22 protein-coding genes are annotated in these 25,452 nt (G+C 62.7%); 7 read left to right on the top strand and 15 right to left on the bottom strand.

All coding sequences use genetic code 11. The features are described 5' to 3' along the window. Positions 1–15 precede the first annotated feature (15 nt). From mtnN to A9404_RS00870, 8 genes are all read right to left on the bottom strand, one after another. Complete coding sequence (gene mtnN, locus A9404_RS00905) at positions 16–858, bottom strand: 5'-methylthioadenosine/S-adenosylhomocysteine nucleosidase (RefSeq protein WP_156521180.1); 843 nt, start codon at positions 856–858, stop codon at positions 16–18. 83 nt (positions 859–941) lie between these two features. Further along, entirely contained in the window at positions 942–2,027 is a 1,086-nt protein-coding gene (locus A9404_RS00900) for a purine-nucleoside phosphorylase (RefSeq protein ID WP_066097811.1), read from the bottom strand. A gap of 13 nt (positions 2,028–2,040) precedes the next feature. Further along, a complete protein-coding gene (locus A9404_RS00895; protein ID WP_066097809.1) occupies positions 2,041–3,141 on the bottom strand; it encodes a purine-nucleoside phosphorylase in 1,101 nt (366 codons plus the stop codon). Positions 3,142–3,148: 7 nt separating this feature from the next. After that, positions 3,149–4,270 (bottom strand): purine nucleoside permease, encoded by a 1,122-nt coding sequence (locus tag A9404_RS00890; protein ID WP_066097807.1) that lies wholly within the window; start codon positions 4,268–4,270, stop codon positions 3,149–3,151. 92 nt (positions 4,271–4,362) lie between these two features. Continuing rightward, complete coding sequence (locus tag A9404_RS00885) at positions 4,363–6,882, bottom strand: TonB-dependent siderophore receptor (RefSeq protein WP_082922627.1); 2,520 nt, start codon at positions 6,880–6,882, stop codon at positions 4,363–4,365. 134 nt (positions 6,883–7,016) lie between these two features. Further along, a complete protein-coding gene (locus A9404_RS00880) occupies positions 7,017–7,433 on the bottom strand; it encodes an ExbD/TolR family protein (protein ID WP_066097803.1) in 417 nt (138 codons plus the stop codon). Between the two features lie 26 nt (positions 7,434–7,459). Continuing rightward, entirely contained in the window at positions 7,460–8,155 is a 696-nt protein-coding gene (locus tag A9404_RS00875; RefSeq protein WP_082922626.1) for a MotA/TolQ/ExbB proton channel family protein, read from the bottom strand. Between the two features lie 457 nt (positions 8,156–8,612). Continuing rightward, positions 8,613–9,671 (bottom strand): purine-nucleoside phosphorylase, encoded by a 1,059-nt coding sequence (locus A9404_RS00870; RefSeq protein WP_066097800.1) that lies wholly within the window; start codon positions 9,669–9,671, stop codon positions 8,613–8,615. A 590-nt stretch (positions 9,672–10,261) separates the two neighbouring features. On the opposite strand from A9404_RS00870, the gene A9404_RS00865 reads away from it, so the two are divergent. Then, entirely contained in the window at positions 10,262–11,341 is a 1,080-nt protein-coding gene (locus tag A9404_RS00865) for a BMP family ABC transporter substrate-binding protein (RefSeq protein WP_231880928.1), read from the top strand. A 169-nt stretch (positions 11,342–11,510) separates the two neighbouring features. Then, positions 11,511–12,506: an adenosine deaminase gene (locus tag A9404_RS00860; RefSeq protein WP_066097798.1), complete on the top strand. Its 996-nt coding sequence runs from the start codon at positions 11,511–11,513 to the stop codon at positions 12,504–12,506. A gap of 42 nt (positions 12,507–12,548) precedes the next feature. Here A9404_RS00860 and A9404_RS00855 read toward each other — a convergent pair whose 3' ends face one another. The 7 genes from A9404_RS00855 to A9404_RS00825 all read right to left on the bottom strand — a co-directional run bounded on the left by A9404_RS00855 (position 12,549) and on the right by A9404_RS00825 (position 19,506). After that, on the bottom strand, positions 12,549–13,037 hold the full coding sequence (locus tag A9404_RS00855) for an ureidoglycolate lyase (protein ID WP_066097796.1): 489 nt from the start codon (positions 13,035–13,037) through the stop codon (positions 12,549–12,551). After that, complete coding sequence (gene alc / locus A9404_RS00850) at positions 13,034–14,050, bottom strand: allantoicase (RefSeq protein ID WP_156521179.1); 1,017 nt, start codon at positions 14,048–14,050, stop codon at positions 13,034–13,036. Before alc ends, A9404_RS00855 begins: the two co-directional genes overlap by 4 nt. A 76-nt stretch (positions 14,051–14,126) precedes the next feature. Next, positions 14,127–15,056, bottom strand: coding sequence for an allantoinase PuuE (gene puuE, locus A9404_RS00845; protein ID WP_066097794.1), 930 nt, complete (start codon positions 15,054–15,056; stop codon positions 14,127–14,129). A gap of 4 nt (positions 15,057–15,060) precedes the next feature. Continuing rightward, positions 15,061–15,804 carry a TetR/AcrR family transcriptional regulator gene (locus A9404_RS00840; protein WP_197490378.1) on the bottom strand — a complete coding sequence of 248 codons (744 nt, stop codon included), beginning with the start codon at positions 15,802–15,804 and terminating at the stop codon, positions 15,061–15,063. 76 nt (positions 15,805–15,880) lie between these two features. Then, positions 15,881–16,807, bottom strand: a complete 927-nt coding sequence (locus tag A9404_RS00835) for an ABC transporter permease (protein ID WP_066097792.1) — start codon at positions 16,805–16,807, stop codon at positions 15,881–15,883. A 1-nt stretch (position 16,808) separates the two neighbouring features. Continuing rightward, the gene (locus tag A9404_RS00830; RefSeq protein WP_156521178.1) at positions 16,809–17,972 is read right to left on the bottom strand and encodes an ABC transporter permease; all 1,164 of its coding nucleotides are present in this window, start codon (positions 17,970–17,972) and stop codon (positions 16,809–16,811) included. After that, positions 17,959–19,506 (bottom strand): ABC transporter ATP-binding protein, encoded by a 1,548-nt coding sequence (locus tag A9404_RS00825; RefSeq protein WP_066097790.1) that lies wholly within the window; start codon positions 19,504–19,506, stop codon positions 17,959–17,961. The genes A9404_RS00830 and A9404_RS00825 overlap by 14 nt, the downstream gene beginning before the upstream one ends. Before the next feature lie 272 nt (positions 19,507–19,778). On the opposite strand from A9404_RS00825, the gene xdhA reads away from it, so the two are divergent. From xdhA to uraH, 5 genes are read left to right on the top strand one after another with little or no spacing between them, the layout of a single operon-like run. Then, positions 19,779–21,299 carry a xanthine dehydrogenase small subunit gene (xdhA, locus tag A9404_RS00820; RefSeq protein ID WP_066102527.1) on the top strand — a complete coding sequence of 507 codons (1,521 nt, stop codon included), beginning with the start codon at positions 19,779–19,781 and terminating at the stop codon, positions 21,297–21,299. Then, complete coding sequence (gene xdhB / locus A9404_RS00815; protein WP_066097788.1) at positions 21,280–23,715, top strand: xanthine dehydrogenase molybdopterin binding subunit; 2,436 nt, start codon at positions 21,280–21,282, stop codon at positions 23,713–23,715. The genes xdhA and xdhB overlap by 20 nt, the downstream gene beginning before the upstream one ends. Next, on the top strand, positions 23,712–24,614 hold the full coding sequence (xdhC, locus tag A9404_RS00810) for a xanthine dehydrogenase accessory protein XdhC (RefSeq protein ID WP_066097786.1): 903 nt from the start codon (positions 23,712–23,714) through the stop codon (positions 24,612–24,614). The genes xdhB and xdhC overlap by 4 nt, the downstream gene beginning before the upstream one ends. After that, entirely contained in the window at positions 24,611–25,111 is a 501-nt protein-coding gene (uraD, locus tag A9404_RS00805) for a 2-oxo-4-hydroxy-4-carboxy-5-ureidoimidazoline decarboxylase (RefSeq protein WP_066097784.1), read from the top strand. Before xdhC ends, uraD begins: the two co-directional genes overlap by 4 nt. Beyond that, positions 25,108–25,449 (top strand): hydroxyisourate hydrolase, encoded by a 342-nt coding sequence (gene uraH, locus A9404_RS00800; RefSeq protein ID WP_066097782.1) that lies wholly within the window; start codon positions 25,108–25,110, stop codon positions 25,447–25,449. Before uraD ends, uraH begins: the two co-directional genes overlap by 4 nt. The last annotated feature ends 3 nt before the right edge of the window (positions 25,450–25,452 follow it).

Here is a 25,452-nt window from a genome sequence, read left to right as displayed (position 1 = left end):
AGGATTCGTCACGAATTACAAATACGTCAGCAAATGCAACGAAAACTCGGCTGCCGAGCGCGCCGCAATGGGGCCCAAACGCAGGTAATCGTTGTTCGGCGCTTCCTGGGCGACATTGCTGCCCGCGCGCACGACGAGATACGGCACGCCGAGTGTCTGGCACACATGCCCCAACGGGCCGGATTCCATTTCCATGATGTCGTCGTGAAAGCGCGTGCGCAGCAGCCGGATGCGCCGCTCGGTCACACCGAACAGATCCGACGAGGCCACCACACCACGGCGCACCTTCACGGTATAGGTGGACCCGTTGGCAGTCACTTTCGGTGCCTGGTAGGTGGCGATGGCCTTGTCAGCCAATTTCAGCAAAGCATCAGGCGGTGAGAACGCGTTCTGCACCTCATTCCCATCATCCGGCCCGTTCATCGGCCGATAGACCATCCCCTTGCGGGTGAGGCTGCCGTAATCGTGCTCATACACGACATTGGCGACGATCACGTCCCCCGTACGCAGCTTCTTGTTGATCCGGGCACCCGTGCCACTCATCAGCACCAGCCGCGGCTTGAACTGGGTGATGAACAAGGTGCTGGTCATGCCGGTGAACACCTTGCCGATCCCGGTAATCGCCACGACCACCGGCTTGCCGTCAATCTTTCCCTGCCAATACGGAATACCCCAGAGGGACTTCTTCTCACGATCGGTCATGGCCGCGACGAAGGGTGGGATTTCCTGCGGCACGGCACCGAGGATCAGGATCGTGTCCGTCGGTGTGTAGTAGGTGGGATGGTCCACGCCTTCCGCCGCGAACACGCTGCGATAGCACAGCAAGGCAAGAACCAGCAACAGACGACCAAGTTTCATGACAGGCACTCCTCAAATACTTCATAACGACCTTTCGGGCCCACTGGCTTGCAGCCAGGCTTCGGCGCGACGGGATGCGCCCTCTAGCGACCCGGCGGCGTTGTCTTGTAGCGATCCCAATGCGCGATGAGTTCATGCGCCACCACCGAACCCGCGCGGTATTCCGCCTCGAAGGCTGGCTTCGTGCCCAGAGACTCGTCACCGATCGTGGTCAGCACGCTCTGACCCGGCGGCGGCATGCAGTAGTTGCTGGCGCCCCGCAACATCATGACCCGGCTGAAATCCACATAGCCCTGCTTCGCCATACGTTGCAGGGTGCCGACATAGGCGGCCTGCTCCATGGCGGTGGTGGCGAAATGATCCTTGCCGTCGGTCCAGAGCTTGACCCAATCGCGTGCCCATTGCGTCCGTTCCGGCCCATGCCAGTAGCGGGCCGTGGCCAGGGTGGCGCCCATCAGGATTTCCGGCGGTTTCTGCGCCTGGGTATAGCCGCTGTACTTGTCCCGCCAGGCTTTCAGATCCGCCGCATCCTTGAGCGTCACTCGCGACTTCGAATAGTCGTAGGCCCAGTCGGCCAGCCCCGCATTCAGGGGATAATTCATCGAATAGCTGAGCGTGGCGCCGCCCCAACCGCCGGCATCCGCATGGGTCTTGGGCAACTGGTTCGGCCCCATCGTACCGATCGCGAACAGACCGTAGGGCCAGCCCTTGGGAATATCCGCCCCGCCGATCTCCCGCATCGCATCGGCATCCACGACGTTCTTCGCCCAGACGGCGCTACCGATAGAACCCGCCTTGGGATCGATCCCGGCGATACCGGTGATAATCCAGTACGTTTTGCGCAAATCCAGACAGGGATCCAGACACAGCGCCATGATCAATTCGCTGGCGGGCACCGTGGACAGAAACTTGTCCCGCGTATTGCCGGCCACGCTGCCGTAGAGCCCATCCGCGTTGAATCGAAGCGGATGCGGCGCTCCCGGTACCACCAATGTCCCGGTGAGTTTTTCGCGTTCGGCCCAGTACTGGAACTCACCGGGCGCATCGCCGGTATCGTCGCCGACCTCGAAACCGGCCAGCACGATGACCTTCGGCGCGATCTTGTCTTCGGCATAGACTGGCGATGCCCCGAGAAGAACGGTCATCAACACGACGAGCGCTTGGCGCATGGACGTTCTCCGATTACGGTTGGCTCGGCAGACGGTCGCGATACACGGACCAGCCGGCGATGAGTTTCTGCACGACCCGGTTGCCTACCTGATAGGCGGCTTCCAGCGCGGGACGGCCCTGCTCGGGATACGGTGCCGTCGTACTCCAGGCGGCGGGTTTGCCTTTGGGCGGCATGCTGTAGTTGCTCGCGGTACGCAGCACCATCACCCGATTGAGGTCGACCCGATGGGTACGCGCCAAGCGCCGCAGCGCCGTCAACGTACCGCTGTCCTCCATGTCGGCCATCATGAAATTGCTGTCCTTCCCGGCCTGCAGATGCATCCAGTCGTTGGCCCACTGATTCAGCTTTTCCCCGTGCCAGTAGGTACTGGCGGACAGATCGTCCCCCATCGTGACGAAGGGTGGTCGCTGCGCGTTCGGATAACCGACGTACAGCTTGCGGAAATCGGCGATGCCTGGGCTGTCCGCCACGGGATGATCCTTGGTTTGGTCGTAGGCCCATTCGGCCAGCTTGGCATTGAGCGGGAAATGAATGGTGTCGACGGTCCAGCCGGTGGCCTTGTCGTTGGGGGCTTTCGCACCCAGCGGCAGCAATCCGTAGGGCCAGGATTTGGGAATCTCGCGTGCATCGATCTCGTAGAGCAGATCGCCGTCCACCACATGGCGCGCCCAGGCCGCGGTGCCGAGGGAAACGTCCTCGGGATCCCCGCCGGCGATGCCCGCGATCACCCAGTAGGCCTTGGAGAGATCGAACCGGGGATCCATGCCCAGGGCCATGATCGACGCCGTGGCATTGGTGATGCCGCCGCCCGTGCAGATGCCGAGCAGGCCCTGGTCGTTCATGCGCAGATCGTATTCGCCCAGGGGAAACGGATACACCCGATCGAGCTTCTGCCGTTCCACCCAGAACTGGTATTCCCCGGGCGCATCGCCGGTCGGCTTGCCGATCTCGAACATGCTGACCACGACCACCTTGACCGGAGTCGGCCGGTTGACGATGGGGTTGCCGGCCCAGGCGGAATGACTGGCGCCACTGGTCACTCCGCAGGCCGCACCAGCGACCAGAAGCCATGTCACCAGGCGTTGTGTCCATCGAGATCGGGGCATGCGCATGATCGCCCTACTCCGCCTTGTCCGCACCCGCCATCTGGGCGGGTGTATGATCCCGGTAGATATCCCAATGATCGACCAGGGTATCCACCACCTTCGAACCCACCCGGTAGGCGGCCTCGACCGAGGCATCGAGCCCGGCGTAGCCCTCGTGATCCTGCAGCAGATCGTCCACCGCCGTCACGCCCGGCGGCGGCATGGTGTAGTTGCTGGCCGTCCGCAGCACCATGACGCGGTTCTTGTCGACCTTGCCGGTCTCGCTGAGATAGCTCAGCGACTGGTAGGTGCCGGTATCCTCCATGGCCGAGGAGACGAAATTGCCCTTGCCGTTCGTCCAGTACTTCACCCAGCGCTCGGCCCATTCGTTGAGCAACTTGCCGTGCCAGAACGTCATGGCGGCGAGATTGTCGCCCTTCAGCACGAAGGGTGGCTTCCGGGCATTGGGATAATTGGTGTAGAGCGAGCGGCGCTTCTGCAGCACGGGACTGTCGTCCAGCTTCACGTTCCGGGTGAGCTCGTAGGCCCAATCCGTCAGCTTCGGATCCAGTTGGAACATCTCGCCGGTTGGCGCGGGACGATTCGGGTCGTAGGGCTTTTTCGTCCCGCGGGCGAAATAGCCGGTCGACCAGCCTTTTGGAATTTCCCGGGCATCAATCTCGTAGGCCAGGTCGCCATCCACGAGGTACTCGGCCCAGGCCGCCGAACCGATGGAAGCTTTGGCCGGGTCGAACCCCGCAATCCCCGCCACCAGCCAGTAGGCGTGAGATAGATCAAAGCGCGGATCCATACCGAGCTCCATCACCGCACTGGCGGAATTGGCGGTGCCCATCCCCGTAACCATGCCGAGCACACCGGTTTTCGGGTTGAAGAAGAGGTCATGATGATGGGCGAACTTGAACCGCTCGTTCAGATGCTGCCGCTCATGCCAGAGTTGGAATTCGCCGGCCTGATCGCCGCTGTCCTTGCCGATCTCGAACATCGTGACCACCACGACCTTGACCTCGATCGGCTTGTGCGCGGCAGCACTGACCATCTGCGGTTCCGCCGGCTCCGCCTGAACGGAACTGCAGATGACCCCCATCCCCCACGTTAGCAGCAGGGCGGGCAGCCATTTTTGGGTGCGTTGAAACATGATTTTTACTCTCGATGAATGCATTAGGTTGCGTCATGAATACCCATCGGCCCCGGTCGGCCGTCGCAGACGGACGGCCGGGGCGAAGCGCATCAGAACTTGTAGGTAACGGTGGCTTCGTAGGTACGTGGCAACTGCGGCAGAACGACGTTGGAACCGAACAGATCCGTGAAGTTGGCACGGTAGTACTTCTTGTTGGTCGCGTTCTTGACGTAGAAGCCGAACTTCCAGTTCTTGGTGCTGTAGTCGGCACCCAGGTTGACCAGGGTGTAGCCCGGCAGCTTGACGGCCTTCGAGAATCCGGAGTACGTCGAGTCGACACGGATCAGGCTCAGGCTGCTGGTCAGACCGGCCAGCGGACCACTGTCGAAGTTGTACAGGAAGTTCAGGCTGTAGATGTTCTCCGGCACACCCGCCTTGCGGCCGTCGCCCGCCGGAACGATACCCAGCACGGCACCGCCGTACATCAGGCTCGGATCGAAGCCGGCCGGCATGTCACCCGCACCGATGAACTGGAACTGGGTCCCGTTCTGCAGCGACGTGAGGTTGTACACCTTAAGGTTGGTCCAGGCACCCGTGACGGTCAGGTTGTTCGTGACAACGCCGCGCAACTCCAGCTCCCAGCCCTTGGACTCGGTGGTGTTGTTGGTGACGGTATCCTGCGCGCTGTAGTCGAGACGGCTCTGGTCGAAGTGATCAAGTGCCGCGTACAAGCGGTTGTCGAACCAGGTACCCTTGATCCCGAATTCCTTCAACTTGGAACCCGCAATGCTGTTGCCACTGGCCACGACGGCCGCCGGCACCTGCCCACCCTGCCCCGTGATCAGGGTCGTCTGGCGAGATACGGTCACATACGGGCTCAAACCGGTGTGCGGGATGTCGTAGGTCAGACTCGCAGACCAGGAGAAACCCCCGGTGGTATCGGACTGCTCGATGCCGGCGATGCTGCCGCAACTCACGCCACCCGCCAGACAGGTCGACTTGACGTCCAGCCAGTCATAACGAAGACCGGTCATCAAATGCAGGGAATCGTTCAAGGTATGGTTTGCCAGGAATGCCAGACCATAATCGATATATCGACCGGTGGTGTTATGCGAGTACGGCTCCTGTCCCTTTGTGGCCAGCGTCCGGTGATCGATCGGCGTGCTCGGGCCGGTCAGATCCCGACGATCGAAGAACTCATAGGCATAGTTGTCGCCGTGACGGAAGTCCTGATAACGGATGGACGGGCTGAACTGGTAGCTGCCCTTCAGGTTGTCGGTGATATCCAGAGATTTCGCGAAGATCAGCTGATCCTCGAACGCCCAGGTCTTGGCGTACTGGGAGAAGCCGTAAGCGTTCTCGTTCAGGTTGTCGAGGTTCTCGTAGTACATCTTGTTGGTGAGGCTGCCGCCGTCTTCCAGATCGTGGATGTAATCGAGATACAGGGTGGTGACCTTGTCCTGCAGGGTGTCGGGCGGCGCAACCAGTACCTGGCTGCCGTCCAGATGGGCGGTACCGGGGTTCTGCAGTGCCATGGCCGGATCCATCTTCGCCGCGGCCTGGGCAGCAGTCAGGTTGCCCGGCTTGAAGATGAACGGCTGCAGCGTGTGGCCCGTGTTGTAGTACGCCTTGATTTCGGCGGCGGACATCAGACCATCGCCGTTGGTATCCAGGGAGACCGGGCTACCGGTGATGTAGGTGCCGTTGTTGATCAGATCCTGGGTCAGGCGGTTCCAGCCCGCGACCTGGTTACCCTTGTAATCCTGATACATGCCACCGAACTCGACGCGGGAGCTCGGGGTCAGATCCATGCTCACAGAGCCCTGATACAAGTTCTGGCGGGTATGGGTGTTCTGGTAGTACGAACCGTTGTTCTCGCTCTGTCCATAGAGGTAGTAACCGAACTTCTTGCCGAACAGTTCGCCGGGACCGCCGACTTCCGCCGAGAGGACGTTCTCGTCGTAGCTGCCCTTGGTCATGCTGATCTGACCCTTGTTCGAGGTCATATACTGACCGGTATCGGAACGGGCTGACTTGGGGACGAAGTTCAGGTAACCACCGATACGGGACGGGCCATAGATCGGCGAAGCCGGACCGCGCACGATGTCGATGTGGTCGCTGGCCCCGATCGGCGTCGGGTAGTTGCCCGGGTTTTCGATACGGCGCACGCCGCGGAAATACACCTCACCCGGCGTACCGCGCACGTCCAGGGAGCCGGCCACGCCGAAGAACGACTGGGTGTAGACACCCGGGCTCAGGGCAACCATGTCGTTGATATCGGTCACGTTGAAATCGTTCATGATTTCGCTCGTGATCGAGGTCACGGAACGCGGCGTTTCCTTGACCGACATATCGAAGCCGAATACGGACTTCACCGGTTCGGACGGCATGATGCCCATGCGATCTTTTACCTTGCCTTCCACGACCACCTTGTCGAGCTTCTGGGTCTTCTTGCTGTCGTCGGGCTTGGCAGCCATGTCGTCCGAGAAGGAAATCCCGGGAACCGCGACCGAACCGGCCAGAACCATCATCGACAGGGAGGAACGAATCCACTTCTTCCGGCCCACGGTCAGGGTGAACAGCTCACCCCGCTGCCGGTCGGACGGGTTGACACGCGTTTTCTTGATCATTTTCTACTCTCCGTACTTTCTATTAATCAGGTGCGTGGTGAAAGGCACGCGACGTTCAGGAACAGGGTCAAAACGGGAACCGGACATGCGCCGATTCATGCGTTGGTTCGGTCGATGGGTTCAATGTTTCGGTTTCACTGTTTCACCTCACTGGTAGCGATGCCGACGCCGGATATGCCTTGGGCACGGGCGACGTCCATGACGGCGAGCAGGTTCTGCAGGGAGACCTGCTTGTCTCCGGCGATGATGACCTGGAGTTCCTGGGTCTTGTCCTGGTGCATCTTGTTCAGGTAGGCGGCCAGCTGATCCTTGTCCATGGTCTGGTCGGCGATGTGCATGGAACCGTCTTCGGCGACGCCGATGACGACCTGGGTGGTGGGCAGCTTGTCTGCGGTGCTGGCGCCGGGCAGGTTGAGCTGCACGCCGGTGCCGGGAATCATCTTGAGCGTCACCATGATGAAGAACACGAGCAGGAACATCATGATGTCGATCATCGGGATGATCTCGATCCGCGGACGCTCGGCATCCAGGTAGTGGTATCGCTTGGCCATGGTCGTTTACCTCGTCGTTCCGCGGCTCAGGACAGGGTGGCCTGGGGCTGGCTGCCGATCGGCGGGTTCTCGGGCGTGGCCGCCTGCGCGCCGTAGGCCTCGCTCGGGGTGACGCCGCCGCCATGGATGCGGTTGATGACCATGGTCTTGAGCAGCTCCATCTGATGCATGGTCAGGCGGACGCGCTTGCTGAAGTAGTTGAGGAACACCACGGTGATGATGGCGATGAGCAGACCGCCGCCGGTGGCGATGAGGGCATGGCCGATCCCGCCCGTGACGGCGTTGGGATCCTTGGAATCACCCAGCACGTCGAAGGTCTCGATCATGCCGATGATGGTGCCGAACAGGCCCAGCAGCGGGGCTAAGGTCACGGTGGTGTCGAGGATCCACAGCATGCGGTCGAGCTTGGGCAGCTGCCACAGCATGGACTCCTCGATATGCCGGTCCATCACCTCGGCCGTCTCGCCGCGGGAGTTGAGCGCGACGGAGAGCACCACGGCCTGCGGCGCACCGGCATAGTGGTCGGCCACCTGCTGCAGGCTCTTGCGATCGCCGTAGCGCACCTTCTGCACGGCGTACTCCATGGCCAGGCCAGCCCGGATCACCCAGTTGAAGAAATAGAGGCGTTCGATGATGACCGCCAGGGCAATCAGGAGCAGCAGGGCCATCAGCGGCAGCAGACCGCCGGACATGACACTCAACTTAATCAAATAATCCAACATGGCGAAGCCTCACGAATCGAGAAAAAAGGTCCGGTTGATCGGGTTCAAACTGGCTTGAAGCGCCCGGAATTGACCGGCGCGCGAAGTCGTATCTAGCAATGCAAAAAACTGGCCAATTGTTCAAGAAATTCGCAAGCCACTGTTAACATTGGGTTAACGGCGCGTGAAATGGAAAGTTCGGCAAAATCAGCCCGGATAATTCGGCACCGAGGTTGAGCACATCACCAATCAGGTGCATTGAATCGGTGCGGGATTTGGTCAGGAATTCGCGTGACAGGTCACTGATCCAAAATGGATTTCGCCCGAAGGCTTCACGCAGGAGGAGATGAAAACAGGCTGGAATCCGTGAGGGTATGCGCCCTGCAGCAGATGACGATCGGCGATCATCAGCACGGACGATGTGAATGGAATGTAACGTCCGCCAAGGCACGAGGCCCGCCAAAAGCGGACCGGCCGGTCAGGATGCCTTTTTCAGCGTGGCGGGCACGCCTTTTTGCCAGAGGGACCAGTGACGCACGATTGTTTGAACCACCGGTGCGCCTGTGCGGTACAGATTTTCCAGGGCCGGCACGAAGCCACCCTGTTTCTGATAGTCCAGGAGATTTTCGGCTGCGGACACACCGGGCGGCTGTCGATCGAAGTCGGATCCCCCGCGCAGTACCAGGACGCGATCCTTGTGCGCAAGGCCGGCCGCATCCGCCCGATTAATGGCCTCGAACGTGGCGTTGTCTTCCTGCTGGGAAGTGCAGTACACCCCTTTTCCGTGGGTCAGCATCTTGGTCCAGTCCCGTGCACGCTGACCGATCAGATCCCCTTCCCACCAGGTATCCGCCGCGAGGGTATCGCACTGGGTCACCCGGGGTGGCTGATTGGCAGGCGCATAGGGATATTTGGCCCGATAGGCGGCAATCGCAGGCGTATCAAGCAATGAGACGCCTCGGGTCATTGCATAGGCGGCATCCACCAGTTGCGGATTCAGGGCAAAGACTTCGGTCTTGTAATCGAGTTTGGGTACCTGATCCGGATTCGTCGTGTTGATACCCAGGAATCCGGTGGACCAGTTTTTCGGAATCTCCCGGGCATCGATTTCCCACTGGGTTCCGAAATCCACCAGATATCGCGCCCAGGCCGTCGTACCCAGGGTTCCCTGCCGCGGATCGATCCCGGCAATACCCGCCACGAGGAAATAGGTATCGCGGAGGTCGAATTTCGGCGAGAACAGCACGGCCATCATCGAGGCCGCCGCATTGGTATGACCCATACCCGTGGTCATCAGGCAGACACCATCCTTGCGGCAGGTGACCGCGGGATATTCCGCGGACAGGCCCGGCACCTTGATCTTGACGGGATCGTGGAAATGCTTGAGCCAGGCCCCGGCCTCCGGCGCGAACATCGTGACGATCATCACCTTGACGGGAATACGCCGGGCATTGTTGTCCGTTGCTGCTGCACTCACCCAACCGCAATGCAGGAGGGCATAGAAAAAGAAGGCACTGGCTAGGATTCGGCGATTCATTGGGAAATCTCGCGGCAATATCATCTGGGTCATCGTCACGCAGCGGAATGCCCCGCCCGCATCTACGAATCAGGCAAGCCATGTGCCAACCTGAACAACTGGTCAGATTCCCTGCTGTCCATCATTCCCCGAAATACACGGGAACGCCCACACCGCCGGGCATAGGGCATTCAGCGCCGTCCGTTCCGGTCACGCATGGACCGACCGAATCCATGCACCAATTCGAGACACAAGCCCCACCCGCCTGCCCCGATATGCGCCCTTCACCCCGCAAGATTCACTGCGCCGTAACGATGCCTTGCCACGATGACGCCCATTCTTCGAAAAATCGATCGACTACATCCCGCTGTATTCACATGGCTTTCTCACCTGGAAACGACCAGAGCCCATTGAGGAGCACAGTCATTCCTGCCCCGTGGAGCGACTCTGATCGATTTTGGCGAGATTCTTGCTAGAAACCTGACCAACCGGACTAGAAATATTCGGGAAAGCGCGTTCGCACCGGTGGCCTCCCTGTTCCTTGAATTCGGTCCCGGCGCCCGCCCCCGTTTCCAACCAGCACAGTCATCATCGATTGAAGGAGAGTTTCCGTGCGCCCATTCCTGCGTTTATTTGCTCTTGCCGCTGCCGTGGCCACCCTGGCGCTGCCCCTGCAGCTCTGGGCTGCCGACCCGTTCAAGGTGGCCTTCGTGTATGTCGGTCCCATTGGTGATCACGGCTGGAGCTACCAGCACGATCAGGGACGACTGGCCGTGGAAAAGCACTTCGGCGACAAGGTGAAGACAACCTACGTCGAAAGCGTCAAGGAGGGTGCGGATGCCGAACGCGTGATCCGGCAACTGGCCCAGGATGGCAACAAGCTGATCTTCACCACCTCCTTCGGCTACATGAACCCGACCATTCGCGTCGCCAAGCAGTTCCCGAACGTGGTGTTCATGCATGCCACCGGCTACAAGCGGGCCAAGAACGTCGGCACCTACATCGGGAAGACGTATGAAGGTCGCTATGTCGCAGGCGTGGCGGCCGGCCTCGTCACCAAGAGCAACAAGATCGGCTTCATCGGCGCCTTCCCGATCCCCGAAGTCATCCGTGACATCAACGCCACGTTCCTCGGCATCAAGAAGGTGAACCCGAAAGCCGAACTCAAGGTCGTCTGGGTGAACTCATGGTTCGATCCGGCCAAGGAAGCGGACGCCGCCAACTCGCTGATCGATCAGGGCGCGGACGTGATCCTGCAGCATACCGACAGCGCCGCGCCCATGCTGATCGCCGAGAAGCGCGGCGTCTGGGCCGTGGGCCAATCCTCCGACATGTCGCACTTCGGTCCCAAGGCGCATCTGTTGTCCGTCGTCAACAACTGGGGACCGCTGTATATCAAGACCGTCCAACAGGTCATGGACGGCACCTGGAAATCCGAGGATTACTGGGGCGATCTCGCCGACAAGGCCATTGAAATTCAAGGTATCAGCGATCGCCTGACGCCCGAGCAGCACAAGACGATCGAGGACACGATCGCCGGCATCGAAAGCGGCAGCATCAAGCCCTTTGCCGGCCCCCTCAAGGATCAGTCCGGCAAGCTACGGGTACCCGCAGGCCAGAGCGCAACCGAAAAGCAGATTCTCAGCATGGACTGGTATGTGGATGGCATGACGGCCCAACTGCCTAAATAAGCTCGATGAACGCCGGTACCGTATCCCGGGTACCGTATTGGGTTGCATGCCCCCCGAACCGATGTCTGGGCGGCCCGGTCGAGCGACACTTGTCGGATCGATCGAGCCCATGTCAGGATGCCCGCACAACCCCAACAACCTATCAGGAACAGCCAGGAAAGGCCCCACCATGTCGGAATTTCTGAAAGCACTACCCAAGGCAGAGCTGCATCTGCACATCGAAGGATCGCTCGAACCCGAGCTGATGTTCGCGCTGGCCAAACGCAACGGCGTCGAACTGCCCTTCGCCACGGTGGACGAAGTCCGCGCCGCCTATGACTTCACGGACCTGCAGTCCTTCCTGGATCTGTATTACCAGGGCATGGCGGTGCTCCAGACGCCCGAGGACTTCTACGACCTGGCCATGGATTATTTCCGGCGCGCCGTTGCCGACGGCGTGGTTCATGTCGAGTTGTCCTTCGATCCGCAGGGACACCTGATCCGCGACATCCCCCTGCCCGTCCCCTTCCAGGGGTTGACCCGGGCGATGCGGGAAGCCGAGGAAACCCTCGGCCTGTCGACCGCCCTGATCATGAGCTTCCTGCGCGACCGCTCGCCCGAGGAGGCCCTCTCGGTTCTGACGGCGGCGGCGCCGTATTACCACCTGCTGTCTGCCGTGGGCCTGGACAGTGCGGAACGCGATCACCCGCCCAGTCTGTTCCAGGGGGTATTCGAAAAAGCCAAGGCGCTCGGGCTCCCGCGCCTGGCCCATGCCGGGGAGGAAGGCCCGGCCAGCTACGTTCACGAGGCTCTGACCCTCCTCGACGTCTGTCGCATCGACCATGGCGTGCGTTGCCTGGAAGATCCGGCGGTCGTCGAGGAACTCCGTATCCGCCGGACGCCCCTCACCGTCTGTCCGCTGTCCAACGTCCGGCTCAAGGTGGTCGAAACGATGGCCGAGCATCCGTTACCCAAACTCGTGGAAGCCGGCCTGGTAGTCACGATCAACTCCGACGATCCCGCCTATTTCGGCGGCGGCATGCTCGCCAATTTCACGGCTTGCCAAACGGCATTCGGCTGGTCGAACGATCTGTTCAAGACCCTGGCGCGCAACGCGCTCGAGGCGGCATTCATGACCGAGGAACGGCGGGCCGAATTGCTTGCCCGGCTGGATGCCCTGACCTGACGCGGCAACGTGGCGGCGGCTTGGCGACGACTTGGGGCCCCGTCAGCACCAGGTCCGCGGCGGCTTCAACCGGACGATGTCGCAGTTCTGACCCGCCCCGTCCCGGTCCACCACCAGGAAATCCGCATCGGGATCGCAAGGCAGCAACTGCGCATGCCAGGTGCCCGCGAAGTAATTCACGCCCTGATCGCCGCGGGCCAGAAACGCCTGGATGGCATCCGGATCGAATACGCCGGGCGGCGCGACGATGACCCAGTAGGCAGATCCCGAAAACGGCATGAACGCCTGACTACCCAGAGGGTGACGCTCCATGAGATCGAGCACGGGCGGGACCAGGGGTTGTCCGCGGAAGATGGACAGGACGACGTTGGCATCCCGCCCCAGACAGCGCACGCGGCCCAGGGCATGAAATCGCTGCGTCCGCCCACCGTTGATCGGAAACGAATCCGCACCTTCTAGGGCGAGCACCTCGCCGAACGGGGCGAAGGCGGAGGGGGTCAGGGGTTGGACAGGGAGCACGATAGGGGTCATGGCCGAGGGGTTCCCCAGAGCCGCAGGCGGCTCACCCCACCATCCGGAATGATATTGAACCGAACGTGCGTGATCGGCCCCAAGGCAACGTCGACCACGAAGTCATGAATGGCGTCGGCCGTCAACGGCTGCTCCGCCAGCAACACGGGCCAGAACTGGCTCTGGGCGATCAGCGACGGCCGGGTGGCCCGTTCGACATGGGCCGCCTGGATACTGCACCGCGCCGGGAAGTTGCCCTTGAAGTGTGCGGTATCCACCGTCACCGATGAAATGTCGCCGGGCCGGCCCAGCTGCAGGATGCACCAGTCGTTGCCGGGCTCCCGGCGGCGGCGGGTTTCCCAACCATCGCCCATGTTCACGCCCCGACCGGGCCGCAGCAGCTTGCGCGGTTCGCCGTAGTGCGCATCGCTCCAGGCGACCTGATCGCCGCCATGCGCAAGGGCCAGGAGATCCACCGGCTGGCTCGTGTCCACCTGAGACCAGTCGCAATGCGGGCGACCATAGACGCGCAGGCGCGCCATCCCGCCATCGGGGTAGATGTGCAGGCGCAGATGCGTCCAGGGCCCTGCCGCTGCGATGGCATGGAAATGATGCTGATTGCCGCCAAGTACCTGTGCCGGCAGGATTTCGACCCATTCGGCCGCCTCACCCGGCTCGCCCTGGGGCGACCAGCAGGCCTCGAGGGCGGCTGCCGGCGGGAAATTGCCGGTGAAGAAGCTCGTATCGAAGTCCACACCGCTCAGCAGGCCGGGCATCGCCAGACGGATCACGCAGAAATCGTGACCGACGGTTCGGCGGCGGCGGGTTTCCCACCCGTCCATCCACTTGCCGTGGTCGTCGAACCGATCCGGATAGAAGCGCGCCGGCTCCGGGTTCAGCAGGCGCGCGCGCGGCGCGAAGAACTCGTCGGTGACGGACGTCACCTCGGCCCCCAGGCTGCCATCGGCCAGATTGAGTCCGGTACGGGTGAAATCGGGCCCGTCCACGATCGGGGCCAACACAAAATCGCTCATCGTATTTCCTTCTCAGCCCATGGGTTCACTGGGCGTTGCGTCAACAAATGCCTGAATGAATACCGTAACCGGCGAATCAATCGCTCGGGAACGGATGGACGTCGTGCCAATGGCGCGCGATATCGATGCGACGGCAGACCCACACGCGTTCATGCGCTTCGATGTGATCCAGGAACCGCTGCAACGCTCGGAACCGGCCCGGCCGACCGATCAGGCGACAGTGCAGCCCGATGGACAGCATCCGGGGCGTCGTCGCCCCTTCGGCATAGAGCACGTCGAAGGCGTCCTTCAGATACTGGAAAAACTGCTCCCCGCTGTTGAACCCCTGCGGCGTCGCGAACCGCATGTCGTTCGTGTCGAGGGTATAGGGCACGATCAGATGCGGTTTGCGCTCGCCCTGCGACGTGGTCACGGTGGTCCAGAACGGCAGGTCATCGCCGTAGTAGTCGCTGTCGTAGGTAAATCCGCCCTCCTCCACCAGCAACCGTCGGGTGTTCGGGCTGTCCCGACCCGTGTACCAACCCTGCGGACGCGACCCGGTCAATTCGGTCAGCAGCGCGATCGCTTCGCGCAGATGCGCGCGCTCCTCCGCCTCCGGCATGTCCTGATAGTGGATCCAGCGCAGACCATGACTCGCGATCTCGTGACCGTCGGCCAGAAAGGCCGCCAGCACATCCGGATTCCGCTGCAGGGCCATCGCGACGCCGAATACCGTCAGGGGCAGCCCGCGCCGACGGAATTCGTCCAGCACACGCCACACGCCCACCCGGGACCCATATTCGTAGATGGACTCCATGCTCATGTGCCGATCCGGATAGGGCTGGGCACCGACGATTTCCGACAGGAAGATTTCCGAGTGCGTGTCGCCGTGCAGCACGCAGTTCTCCCCACCCTCCTCGTAGTTGAGCACGAACTGGACGGCGATTCGTGCGCCGTCGGGCCAGTCGGCATGGGGGGGATTGCGCCCGTAGCCCACGAGATCCCGCGGATAGCAGCCCTGGGTCATCGCTTCATGCCCTCGGCACGGATGGCGGCACGAGGCCGCAGCCGCGCAGAATTACGCCGACCAGGAAATCCGCCGCGTGATCGAAATCGCGCTGCTCGTACTCGGCCTTGTTCTCCACCATGAGAATCTGCATCTGGAAGTCGGCGTAATGCTGCGTGGACGACCAGATCAGGAAGATCAGCTGCACGGGATCGACGGCGGTCATCCGACCGGCATCGATCCATTGCTGGATCACCTGCGCACGATCCCGCACCCAGTCACGCATGTTGGTCCTCAGATGATCCTTCAGGAACGGCGCGCCCTGAATGATTTCCGTGGCGAACAGGCGCGAGGCAATCGGGTGCGTGCGCGACAGTTCGACCTTGACGCGGATGAACTTCGCCAGCGCCTCGGCGGGATCGTCTTCCGGCTTGATCTCCGAGAAGACATTGTTCCAGCGCTGCATGATGTCTTCGAACAGCGTGTGATAGATACGCTGCTTGTTGCTGAAGTAGTAGAGCACGTTCGACTTGGGCAGACCGGCCCGTTCGGCGATCTTCTGGATGGTCGTGCCCTGGAAGCCTTGCAGGGCGAACTCCTGCTCGGCTGCCGCCAGGATGCATTCGTGGTTCTTTTCGCGAATCCGGCTGGGACGGTACTTGCTCGGTCGCTTGGCGGACGCTTTACGCGACGGGCCTGCGGCTTCGACATCTCGATCGACGGCGACGGCCGCCAGGGATCCGCTTGCATCGGGTGAAGGTTTCATCATCTCAACTCAGCCATACAGGTTAAACATCCAGGGTTAAAGAAGGACGTCGGACCATCTTCGATGATCGCGCCCAAGGTCATCGACTCGGCCGGTAGGGCTGCCCCAACGACAGCGGCGTATGCATCCGGGTCCGCATCGGATTGCGCGACAGAAGCACCAGCATCACGATGGTCGCCACATACGGCAGCATCGCCAGCAACTCGGTCGGGCTGTTCCAGCCCATGCCCTGCAGCACCAGATGCAGGATGCTGGCCGTACCGAAAAGATAGGCGCCCAGCAGCACGCGTTCCGGCCGCCAGGTGGCGAACACCACGAGCGCCAGCGCAATCCAGCCCCGCCCGGCCGTCATGCCCTCCGACCACATGGGCGTATAGGCCAGCGACAGGTAGCTACCGGCCAGCCCCGTCATCGCCCCACCGAAGCCGACGGCGAGGTAGCGGACCAGCATGACCGGCAGTCCATTGGCATTGGCCGACTCCGGCGACTCGCCGACCGCCCGGAGTACCACCCCGCCCCGGGTATGCCGCAGAAACCCGTATACGCCGGCGAACAGCAGCAACGAGAGATATACCAGCGCATCCTGATGGAACAGCGCCGGGCCGATGATCGGCAGATCGCTGAGCAACGGAATGCGCAACTTGCCGAACCCGTCCAGCGTCTGGCCCACATAGCCCGCACCGACGAAAGCGCTGAGCCCCGTGCCGAAGATGGTGAGGGCCAGCCCCACCGCATACTGGTTTGCCGCCAGCGTGACGGCAAGCAGGGCAAAGAGCATCGACATCACGACTCCGGTCGCCATGCCGGCCAGTACGCCCAGCCACAGGTGCCCGCTGACATAGGCGACGATGAAGCCGGCCACCGCGCCCATCAGCATCATCCCTTCCTGGCCCAGATTCAGCACGCCGGAACGCTCGCAGATCAATTCGCCCAGTGCGACCAGCAGCAGGGGCGTCCCCGCGACGACAGCCGCCGCCAGCACATTCTCGATCAGGGTCATGTCCATGTCAGGCCTCCTCCCGAACCAATGTCGATACCTGGCCTGTCGATACCTGGCCTGTCGATGCCTGGGCTGTCGATGCCGAGGTTGACGATGCAACGGCCGGCACGGGTTGTCGGGGTCGCCAGCGAAGGCGGTAGTGAATGAAAGCGTCGCAGGCCAGCAGGTAGAACAGCAGGAGCCCCTGGAACAGGCCCGTCATCGCCTTGGGGAGATTCATGGAAATCTGCATCGTCTCGCCCCCGAGGAACGTCAGGGCGAGCAGCAGGCTGGCGAGCACGATCCCGATCGCCCGCATGCGACCGAGGAAGACCACGATGATGGCGGTATAGCCGTAACCCGGCGAAACCTGCGGAATCAGCTGACCGATCGGACCCGATACTTCGGCCGCCCCCGCCAGTCCGGCCAGCCCGCCGGCGAAGATCAGGGCGAACCAGATCAGGCCCCGAGCCGGATAACCCGCAAAGGCGGCCGCCCGAGGATCCTGCCCCAGCACTTTCAGCTGGAAGCCGATGAAGGTCCGGGCGAACAGCACCCCGACAACCACGGCCGCCGCGACGGCGAAAAGAATGCTGATATTCAGACGCGTGCCGGAAATGAGGATCGGCAACAGCGCCGAATCGCCGAACATCACCGACTGCGGAAAGCCGAAGCCCTGAGGATCCTTCAGGGGACCGTTCACCATGAACAGGAGCAGATTCAGGGCGATGTAGTTCAGCATGATCGTCGTCAGGATCTCGTTGCTGTGGAAATGCGTCTTCAGCACGGCGGCGATCATTGCCCACAACGCACCGGAGACGATGCCGGCCAGCAACACCAGCGGCAGAATCCAGAAGCCTTCCTGGTCGCCGAAGGACAGGGCTACGGCGCTCGCGCCCAACGCGCCCACCAGGAAATGCCCTTCGGCACCGATGTTCCAGATCCGCGCCCGGAAACAGACCGTCAACCCGGCGGCGATCAGCAGCAGCGGGGAAGCCTTGAGGCAGAGTTCCGCCCAGCCCTGCGCGCTCATGAGGGGTGCGATGAAGAAATTCCGGAGACCGGCCACCGGGTCACGCCCCAGAAACGCAAAAATCACGGCCGCCGTCACCAGCGTGAGCAGCAATGCCAGAAACGGCGAGGCATAGGTCATGAGCCGCGAATCGACGGCGCGGCGCTCAAGCGACAGCATGATCGACCTCCTGAGCCGGAACGGCATCGGCAAAATCCCCCGCCATCCATTGACCGAATTGTTCGATGCCGAGTTCGCGCGTCGGCACCATCGGGGACAATCGACCGCCGCAGAGGGCGGCCATGCGATCGCAGAGCATGAACAGTTCGTCGATATCCTCCGAAATGAGCAGCACGGCGGCACCCTGGTCGCGCAGGGCGACGAGCGCCTCGTGGATGGCGACCGCGGAGCCGATATCCACCCCCCAGGTGGGATGGGAAGCGACCAGCACGCAGGGCCCCTGCAAGGCCTCCCGGCCGACGATGAATTTCTGCAGATTACCGCCGGACAGGCTGCCGGCGGCGGCGTCCAGCCCCGAGGCCCGCACCTGGAACTGACTGCGGATCCGCTCGGCGAATTCGGTCACCTTGCGCCACGAAATCCAGCCGCGCTGCACGAGATCCTTCGTATAGGTGGTCAGCAGGGCATTTTCCGTCAGGGACATGCTCGGCACCGCCCCACGGCCCAGTCGATCCTCGGGCACGATCGCCATCCCGGCCCGACGACGGCTGGCCGGATCGGCCGCGCCCAATCCCGCGCCGTTCAGACGGATATGCGCCACGGGGACGCGCGCCTCGCCGGAGAGCGCACGCATCAGTTCGTCCTGACCGTTGCCGGCCACGCCGCCGATCCCGACGATCTCGCCCGCCCGCAGCGCGAAATCGATGCCGGACAGACTGACCCCGAACGGATCGTCCGGGCGGTAATCGAGATTGGCGACGGACAACAGGACCGCACCCGGGGTCGCCGGCGGGACTTCCGTCGTCAACGGCGTATCGTTGCCGACCATCATCCGCGCCATGTGCTCGGTACTGACCTCGGCGGGGCGGCAGGTTCCGGTCACCCGCCCGTGACGCATCACCGTGGCGTTATGACACAGGTCGCGAACTTCCTGAAGCTTGTGACTGATGAACAGGATGCTGCGCCCCTCGGCGGCCAATTGACGCAGAGTCACGAACAGATCGCAGACTTCCTGCGGCGTGAGCACCGAGGTCGGCTCGTCGAGGATCAGCAATCGGCTGTCCTGAATGAGGCAACGGACGATCTCGACCCGCTGGCGCTCGCCGATGGACAACGAACTCACGTAGCGCTGGGGATCCAGCGCCATGCCGTAGCGATGGGAAACCTCGACGATGCGGTCATTGAGGGCCTTGCGGGAACGCGCCATTTCCCGGGGCATCGACAACGCAATGTTTTCGGCCACGGTCAGGGTTTCGAACAGGGAGAAGTGCTGAAAGACCATGCCGATCCCCATCTGACGGGCATGAGCAGGGTTTTTCAGGACCAGGGAGGAGCCCTGCCAGTGAATCACGCCTTCATCCGGCTGAACCACCCCGTAGATGATCTTCATCAGGGTGCTCTTGCCAGCGCCGTTCTCGCCGAGCAGGGCATGAATCTCCCCCGCTTCGACGCGCAGATCGACCCCGTCGTTGGCACGACAGCCCGGGTACGTCTTCACGATGTTCTCCATGCGCAAGCACAGGGTGCCAGCCATCAAACCACCTCTCCACAAAATCCTGAACAAACGATTAGCTTTTCAAGACGAAGCAATTTACACGCCAATATCAGGGCATCTGGACCGCGCCAACAAAATACTGACCATGTGGTCTACAAATTGCTAAGTATCCCCAGGAGATCGCTACGCGCACTACCGATTTCCATATCCATGCAGGGCCCCGGCAAGCGGGCGCCCCTGCCCCGGGGACAATGACCGAAGCCGGGGGCCTGCATGGAACAAGGAGATCTGTGCCATGAATGAGGATTGTCGTGATTGAATTTTATTTGAACGGTCAACCGCAACGACTCGACGCCGTTGACCCGAATATGAGCATATTGACGTTTTTACGCACCAAAATGTCGCTCACCGGCACCAAGGAAGGTTGCGCCTCGGGCGATTGCGGTGCGTGCACCGTCGCAATCGGATCTCTCGATCCGCAGGCGCCAAGCCGGATTCGCTATGACAACGTCAATAGTTGCATCGCCGTCGTCGGCAGTCTGCACGGCAAGCATCTCGTCACCGTGGATGCCCTCGCCGGAGCGCGCCCGCACCCGGTTCAACAGGCCATGGTCGATCATCATGCAGCCCAATGCGGGTTCTGCACGCCGGGCATCGTGATGTCCCTGTTCACGCTGCATCACGCGGCGCATGCCCAACGGCAATCGCCTTCCGAGATTCAGATGCTCGATGCGCTGTCCGGCAATCTCTGCCGCTGCACGGGCTACCGGCCGATTCTTGCTGCGGGCGAAGCAGCCTGCCGTCAGGATCCTACGACAGATTCGGACACGGCAGTGCCGCAGGCCGACGCGTCCGGCTGGCTCGACAACCCCGCGATGTGCGCCGAACTCGCCCGGATCGCGGAAGCACACGCCATCCTCGAACTGCGCGAACACGGCCGCTACGACGCCCCGCAAACCTTGGACGAACTGCGCCGCCTGCGCCGCGACCATCCCGAAGCCCGGTTGATCGCGGGCGGGACCGATCTGATGCTGGAAGTTACCCAGCAACTCAAGCAGATCGCTCATCTGATCGACCTCACCCGAATCGAGGCGTTGCAACAGATTGAAACGCGACCCGACGGACTCCAAATCGGTGCGGCCGTCACCTACCGGGCTCTGGAACCCATCCTGTCGGAACGCTGGCCAGCCGTCGGCGCGCTGCTCAAGCGGCTGGGCTCGAGCCAGATCCGCAATCGGGGTACCCTGGGCGGCAACATCGGCAACGCCTCCCCCATCGGCGACATGCCGCCGATCCTGATCGCCCTGGGCGCCGTACTGGAGTTGGACAGCACGGACGGTGTTCGTCGCCTCCCCATCGACGATTTCTTCCTCGACTACAAGCGCACGGCGCTGAAGCCCCATGAATTCATCCGCGGCGTATTCATTCCCGATCAGGACCCCGCTGCCCTGCTCAAGGTCTACAAGGTTTCCAAGCGCATCGACGATGACATTTCCGCCGTACTGGGCGCGTTCTCCCTCACGTTGAACGCGGGCATCGTCACCGACTGCCGGCTGGCCTACGGCGGCATGGCGGCGATCCCCAAGCGGGCACACCGCGCCGAACAGATGCTGATCGGCCGTCCCTGGGACGAGGCGGCGGTCGCCGACGCCATGGCGGCACTCGCCGAGGATTTCAGCCCGATGAGCGATGTTCGCGCCTCCGCCGACTACCGTAGACACGTCGCCGGCAACCTGATCCGCCGCGCCTGGCTGGAAACCGTCTCCGGCCAGATGCACCCATCGTCCACTTTCCCCACGACCGTATTCGACTATGCGCACACTCACGACTGACCCCACCCCCGGCGCGGGGCTACCACGCAGCGAAGCCCATGGGCTCGCTGGCACGGCAGCCCCGCACGAGAGCAACTGGCTGCACGTACGTGGCCAGGCGCGTTACATCGACGACCTGCCCGAGCCCACCGGCCTGCTGCATGCGGCCGTTGGTCACAGTACCCAGGCCCATGCGCGCATTCGTGCGATGGACCTCAGTGCCGTGCGCGCCGCACCGGGCGTGATCGACGTCATCACCGTCGCCGATGTCCCCGGCCATACGGACATCGGTCCGGTGTTCCCCGGCGATGCCCTGCTCGCTGGCGAACTCGTGGAGCACGTCGGCCAACCGCTGTTTGCCGTCGCAGCCACGAGCCACGGTGCCGCCCGCCGGGCCGCCCGTCTCGCCCAGGTGACGTACGAACCGCTCGAGCCGACACTGACCGCCGAAGCCGCCCTGGAACGACAGAGTTTCGTGCGCCCGACGCATGTCCAGCTACGGGGCGATCCGGATGGCGTGCTCGCCGGGGCGCCCTGCCGTCTCCAGGCGGAAATGCGGGTGGGCGGACAGGAGCATTTCTATCTGGAGAGTCAGGTTTGCCTGGCCGAACCGATGGAAGACGAGGGCGTGTTCATCCACACCTCCAGCCAACATCCCACCGAGGTGCAGAAGCTTGTCGCCGAAGTTCTGGCCCTGCCCTTCCATTCGGTACAGGTCGAAGTCCGCCGCATGGGGGGTGGGTTCGGCGGCAAGGAAACCCAGGCCGCCCCGCTGGCCTGCATCGCCGCCCTGCTCGCCCGGCGGACCGGGCGCGCCGTGAAATATCGCCTGTCCCGCCCGGACGACATGATCCAGACAGGCAAGCGCCACGATTTCTACAACACCTACGACATCGGATTCGATGGGGACGGTCTGCTGCTCGGTGCCGACATCATGGTCGCTGGCCGCTGCGGCTACTCGGCCGATCTCTCGGAGGCCGTCGTCGACCGGGCCATGTTCCACGCCGACAATGCCTACTGCCTCGGCGACGCGCGCGTCGTCGGTCACCGCTGCAAGACCCACACCGTCTCCAACACCGCCTTCCGGGGATTCGGCGGCCCCCAGGGCATGATGATCATCGAACGGGCCATGGACGACATCGCCCGCCATCTGGGGCTGGATCCGCTGGACGTACGCAAGCGCAATCTGTACCGGCCCGGTCGCGACATCACCCATTACGGACAGCACATCGATCAGCACGTCCTCCCGGATCTGATCGACGCGCTGGAAGCTTCCGCCGACTACCGGCAACGGCGAGCGGAGATAGCCGCCTTCAATCGGCAGAGCCCCGTCCTCAAGCGCGGTCTGGCACTCACGCCGGTGAAGTTCGGCATTTCGTTCACCGCCATCCACCTGAACCAGGCCGGTGCGCTGATCCATATCTACACCGACGGCAGCATCCATCTCAATCATGGCGGCACGGAGATGGGCCAGGGTCTGTATACCAAGATCGCCCAGGTCGTCGCCACCGTGTTCCGCATCGATCTCAGCCGCATCAAGGTCTCCGCCACGCGGACCGACAAGGTGCCCAACACCTCGCCGACGGCGGCCTCCTCCGGTTCCGACCTGAACGGCATGGCTGCCCTCGATGCCTGCGAAAAGATCAAAAGGCGGCTGATCCAGTTTGCGGCCGAACGCTACGGCGTCGATCCCGACGCGGTGACGTTCGCGGACAACCGCGTCCAGGTGGGCGCGGATTCGGTGGGCTGGGTGGAATTGATCCAGGAGGCCTATCTGGCACGCGTCTCGCTCTCGGACACGGGGTTCTATTCGACACCCAAAATCCATTACGACCGGGATACCGGCCAGGGTCGGCCCTTCCTCTATTTCTCCCATGGCGCCGCCTGCAGCGAGGTGGTGATCGACACCCTGACGGGGGAGTACAAGGTCATGCGCGTGGATATCCTGCACGACGTGGGCGATTCGCTGAATCCCGCCATCGACATCGGTCAGATCGAGGGCGGCTTTATCCAGGGCATGGGTTGGCTCACCTCCGAGGAGCTGGTCTACGACGCGGCGGGGCGGCTGCTCACCAACGGCCCGGCCACCTACAAGATTCCTGCCGTTTCGGACACGCCGCCGGACTTCCGCGTCGCGCTCTGGCGCAACAGCCCGAATCGCGAAGCGACCGTATTCCGCTCCAAGGCCGTGGGCGAACCGCCGCTGATGCTGGGAATGTCGGTATGGAGCGCCCTGCGCGATGCCGTGGCCAGCCTCGCCGATTACCGGTACAGCCCGCCCCTCGATACGCCCGCCACGCCCGAACGCGTCCTCGCGGCCGTCATGGACACTCTGGACTGGGCCGACCGTAACCCGGCGACCGGCAACATGGCCGACGACCCGATCGACGGCACGACCGGCCAATCCACCGGAGAACAGTTCGGAGCACGGCCATGAAGTCCACCCTGAACTGGTATCAGGCCATCGCCGAATGCACCCGCCAGGGCGAACCCTATGTGCTGGTCACGATCCTGGCCGTCGCCGGATCGACGCCGCGCGAACCGGCCAGCAAGATGGTGGTCACGGCCAAATCCTGCTTCGACACCATCGGCGGCGGCAAGCTGGAATTCCAGATCATCGAACAGGCGCGCCAACGTCTGGCTGAAAAGCAGTTCGGCCAGACGCTCGCCGAATTCACCCTGGGCAGTCAGATGGGCCAGTGCTGCGGCGGACGGATTTCCGTGCTGCTCGAGGCACGCCCCGGCTGCGACGCCCACCTCGTGCTGTTCGGTGCGGGCCATGTCGCTCATGCGCTGGTCCGGATCCTCGGCGATCTGCCCTGGCGGATCACCTGGGTCGATGCCCGTGCCGACTGTTTTCCGCCCGTCACCGCCGAGATGGTGCATGCCCACCTCACCCAGGACCCCGTGGGCGAGGCCCCCGTCCTTTGCCGGGACGCCCATGCGCTGATCCTCACCCACGATCATCAGCTGGATTTCGAACTCTGCCGCGTACTGCTCCGAACCGCGGGCGTGCGCTCCATCGGCGTGATCGGCTCGCAGACCAAGGCCGAACGCTTCCGCCACCGCCTGCTGGATTTCGGCCACGCACGGTCGGAAATCGACCGCATCCGCTGCCCGCTGGGCCGGCGGGACGTTCCCGGCAAGCAGCCGATGGAGGTTGCTGTCGATATCGCCGCGGAACTCCTCCGCCTCAACACGGCGCCGGCTTCCCAGGCCATGCCCCAGCGCGGCATGTCCCCCCAGGCGCTGACGACCTTGCGCCACCTGATCCCGACTACGGCGGATCATCCGCCATCGAAGCCGGTACACGACACCGACAGGAGTGCCCAATGAGCCTCGCCACCGTGAACGAGCTTCCGGAATTGGACGCACTGGCGTTGTTCCGCACCTGCTGTGCGGCCGAACCCTGGGCGGTAGGCATGACCGAAGGACGCCCCTATGCGGACGCGGTCGCCCTGCATCGGCAAGCGGATGCCCTGTTCGCCCGACTGAGCGAATCGGACTGGCTTCAGGCCTTCGCGGCGCATCCCAAAATTGGCGATATGAGCAGCCTGCAAAAGAAATACGCCCATACCGCCGCACTGGCGGGCAGCGAACAGGCCGGTGCGCAACAGGCGACCGCCGACGTATTGCAACGCCTGAAGGACGGAAACGACGCCTACGACCGGAAATTCGGCTTCATCTTCATCGTCTGCGCCACCAACAAATCCGCCGCCAAGATGCTGGATCTGCTCGAAGCGCGCCTACCGAACACCCGCGCACAGGAACTCGTGAACGCCGCCGTCGAGCAGGCCAAAATCACCCATCTGAGACTGGATAAACACCTATGAGCACGCATCTGCCCATTACCACCCATGTGCTGGATCTCGGATCCGGCAAGCCCGCCGCCGGGGTCGCGATCGCGCTGGAGCACGAGCAGGACACTTGGCGCGCCCTGGCCCAGGGCATCACCGATCCCGACGGCCGGCTGAAATTTCGCCTGGACCTGCCCGTAGCCAGCGGGACCTATCGTCTGACCTTCGCCACCGCCGACTATTTCACGACCCGGGGGAAAACCTGCTTCTACCCGCAGGTACGCATCGAATTCTCGGTGGATGCCGCCGCCGATCATTATCACGTGCCGCTGCTGCTCAATCAGTGGGGCTATTCGACCTACCGGGGCAGTTGAGCG

The organism is Halothiobacillus diazotrophicus (assembly GCF_001663815.1).
In the GTDB taxonomy this organism is placed as follows: Bacteria; Pseudomonadota; Gammaproteobacteria; order Halothiobacillales; family Halothiobacillaceae; genus Halothiobacillus; species Halothiobacillus diazotrophicus.
This window is presented reverse-complemented; position numbering and strand designations above follow the sequence as displayed.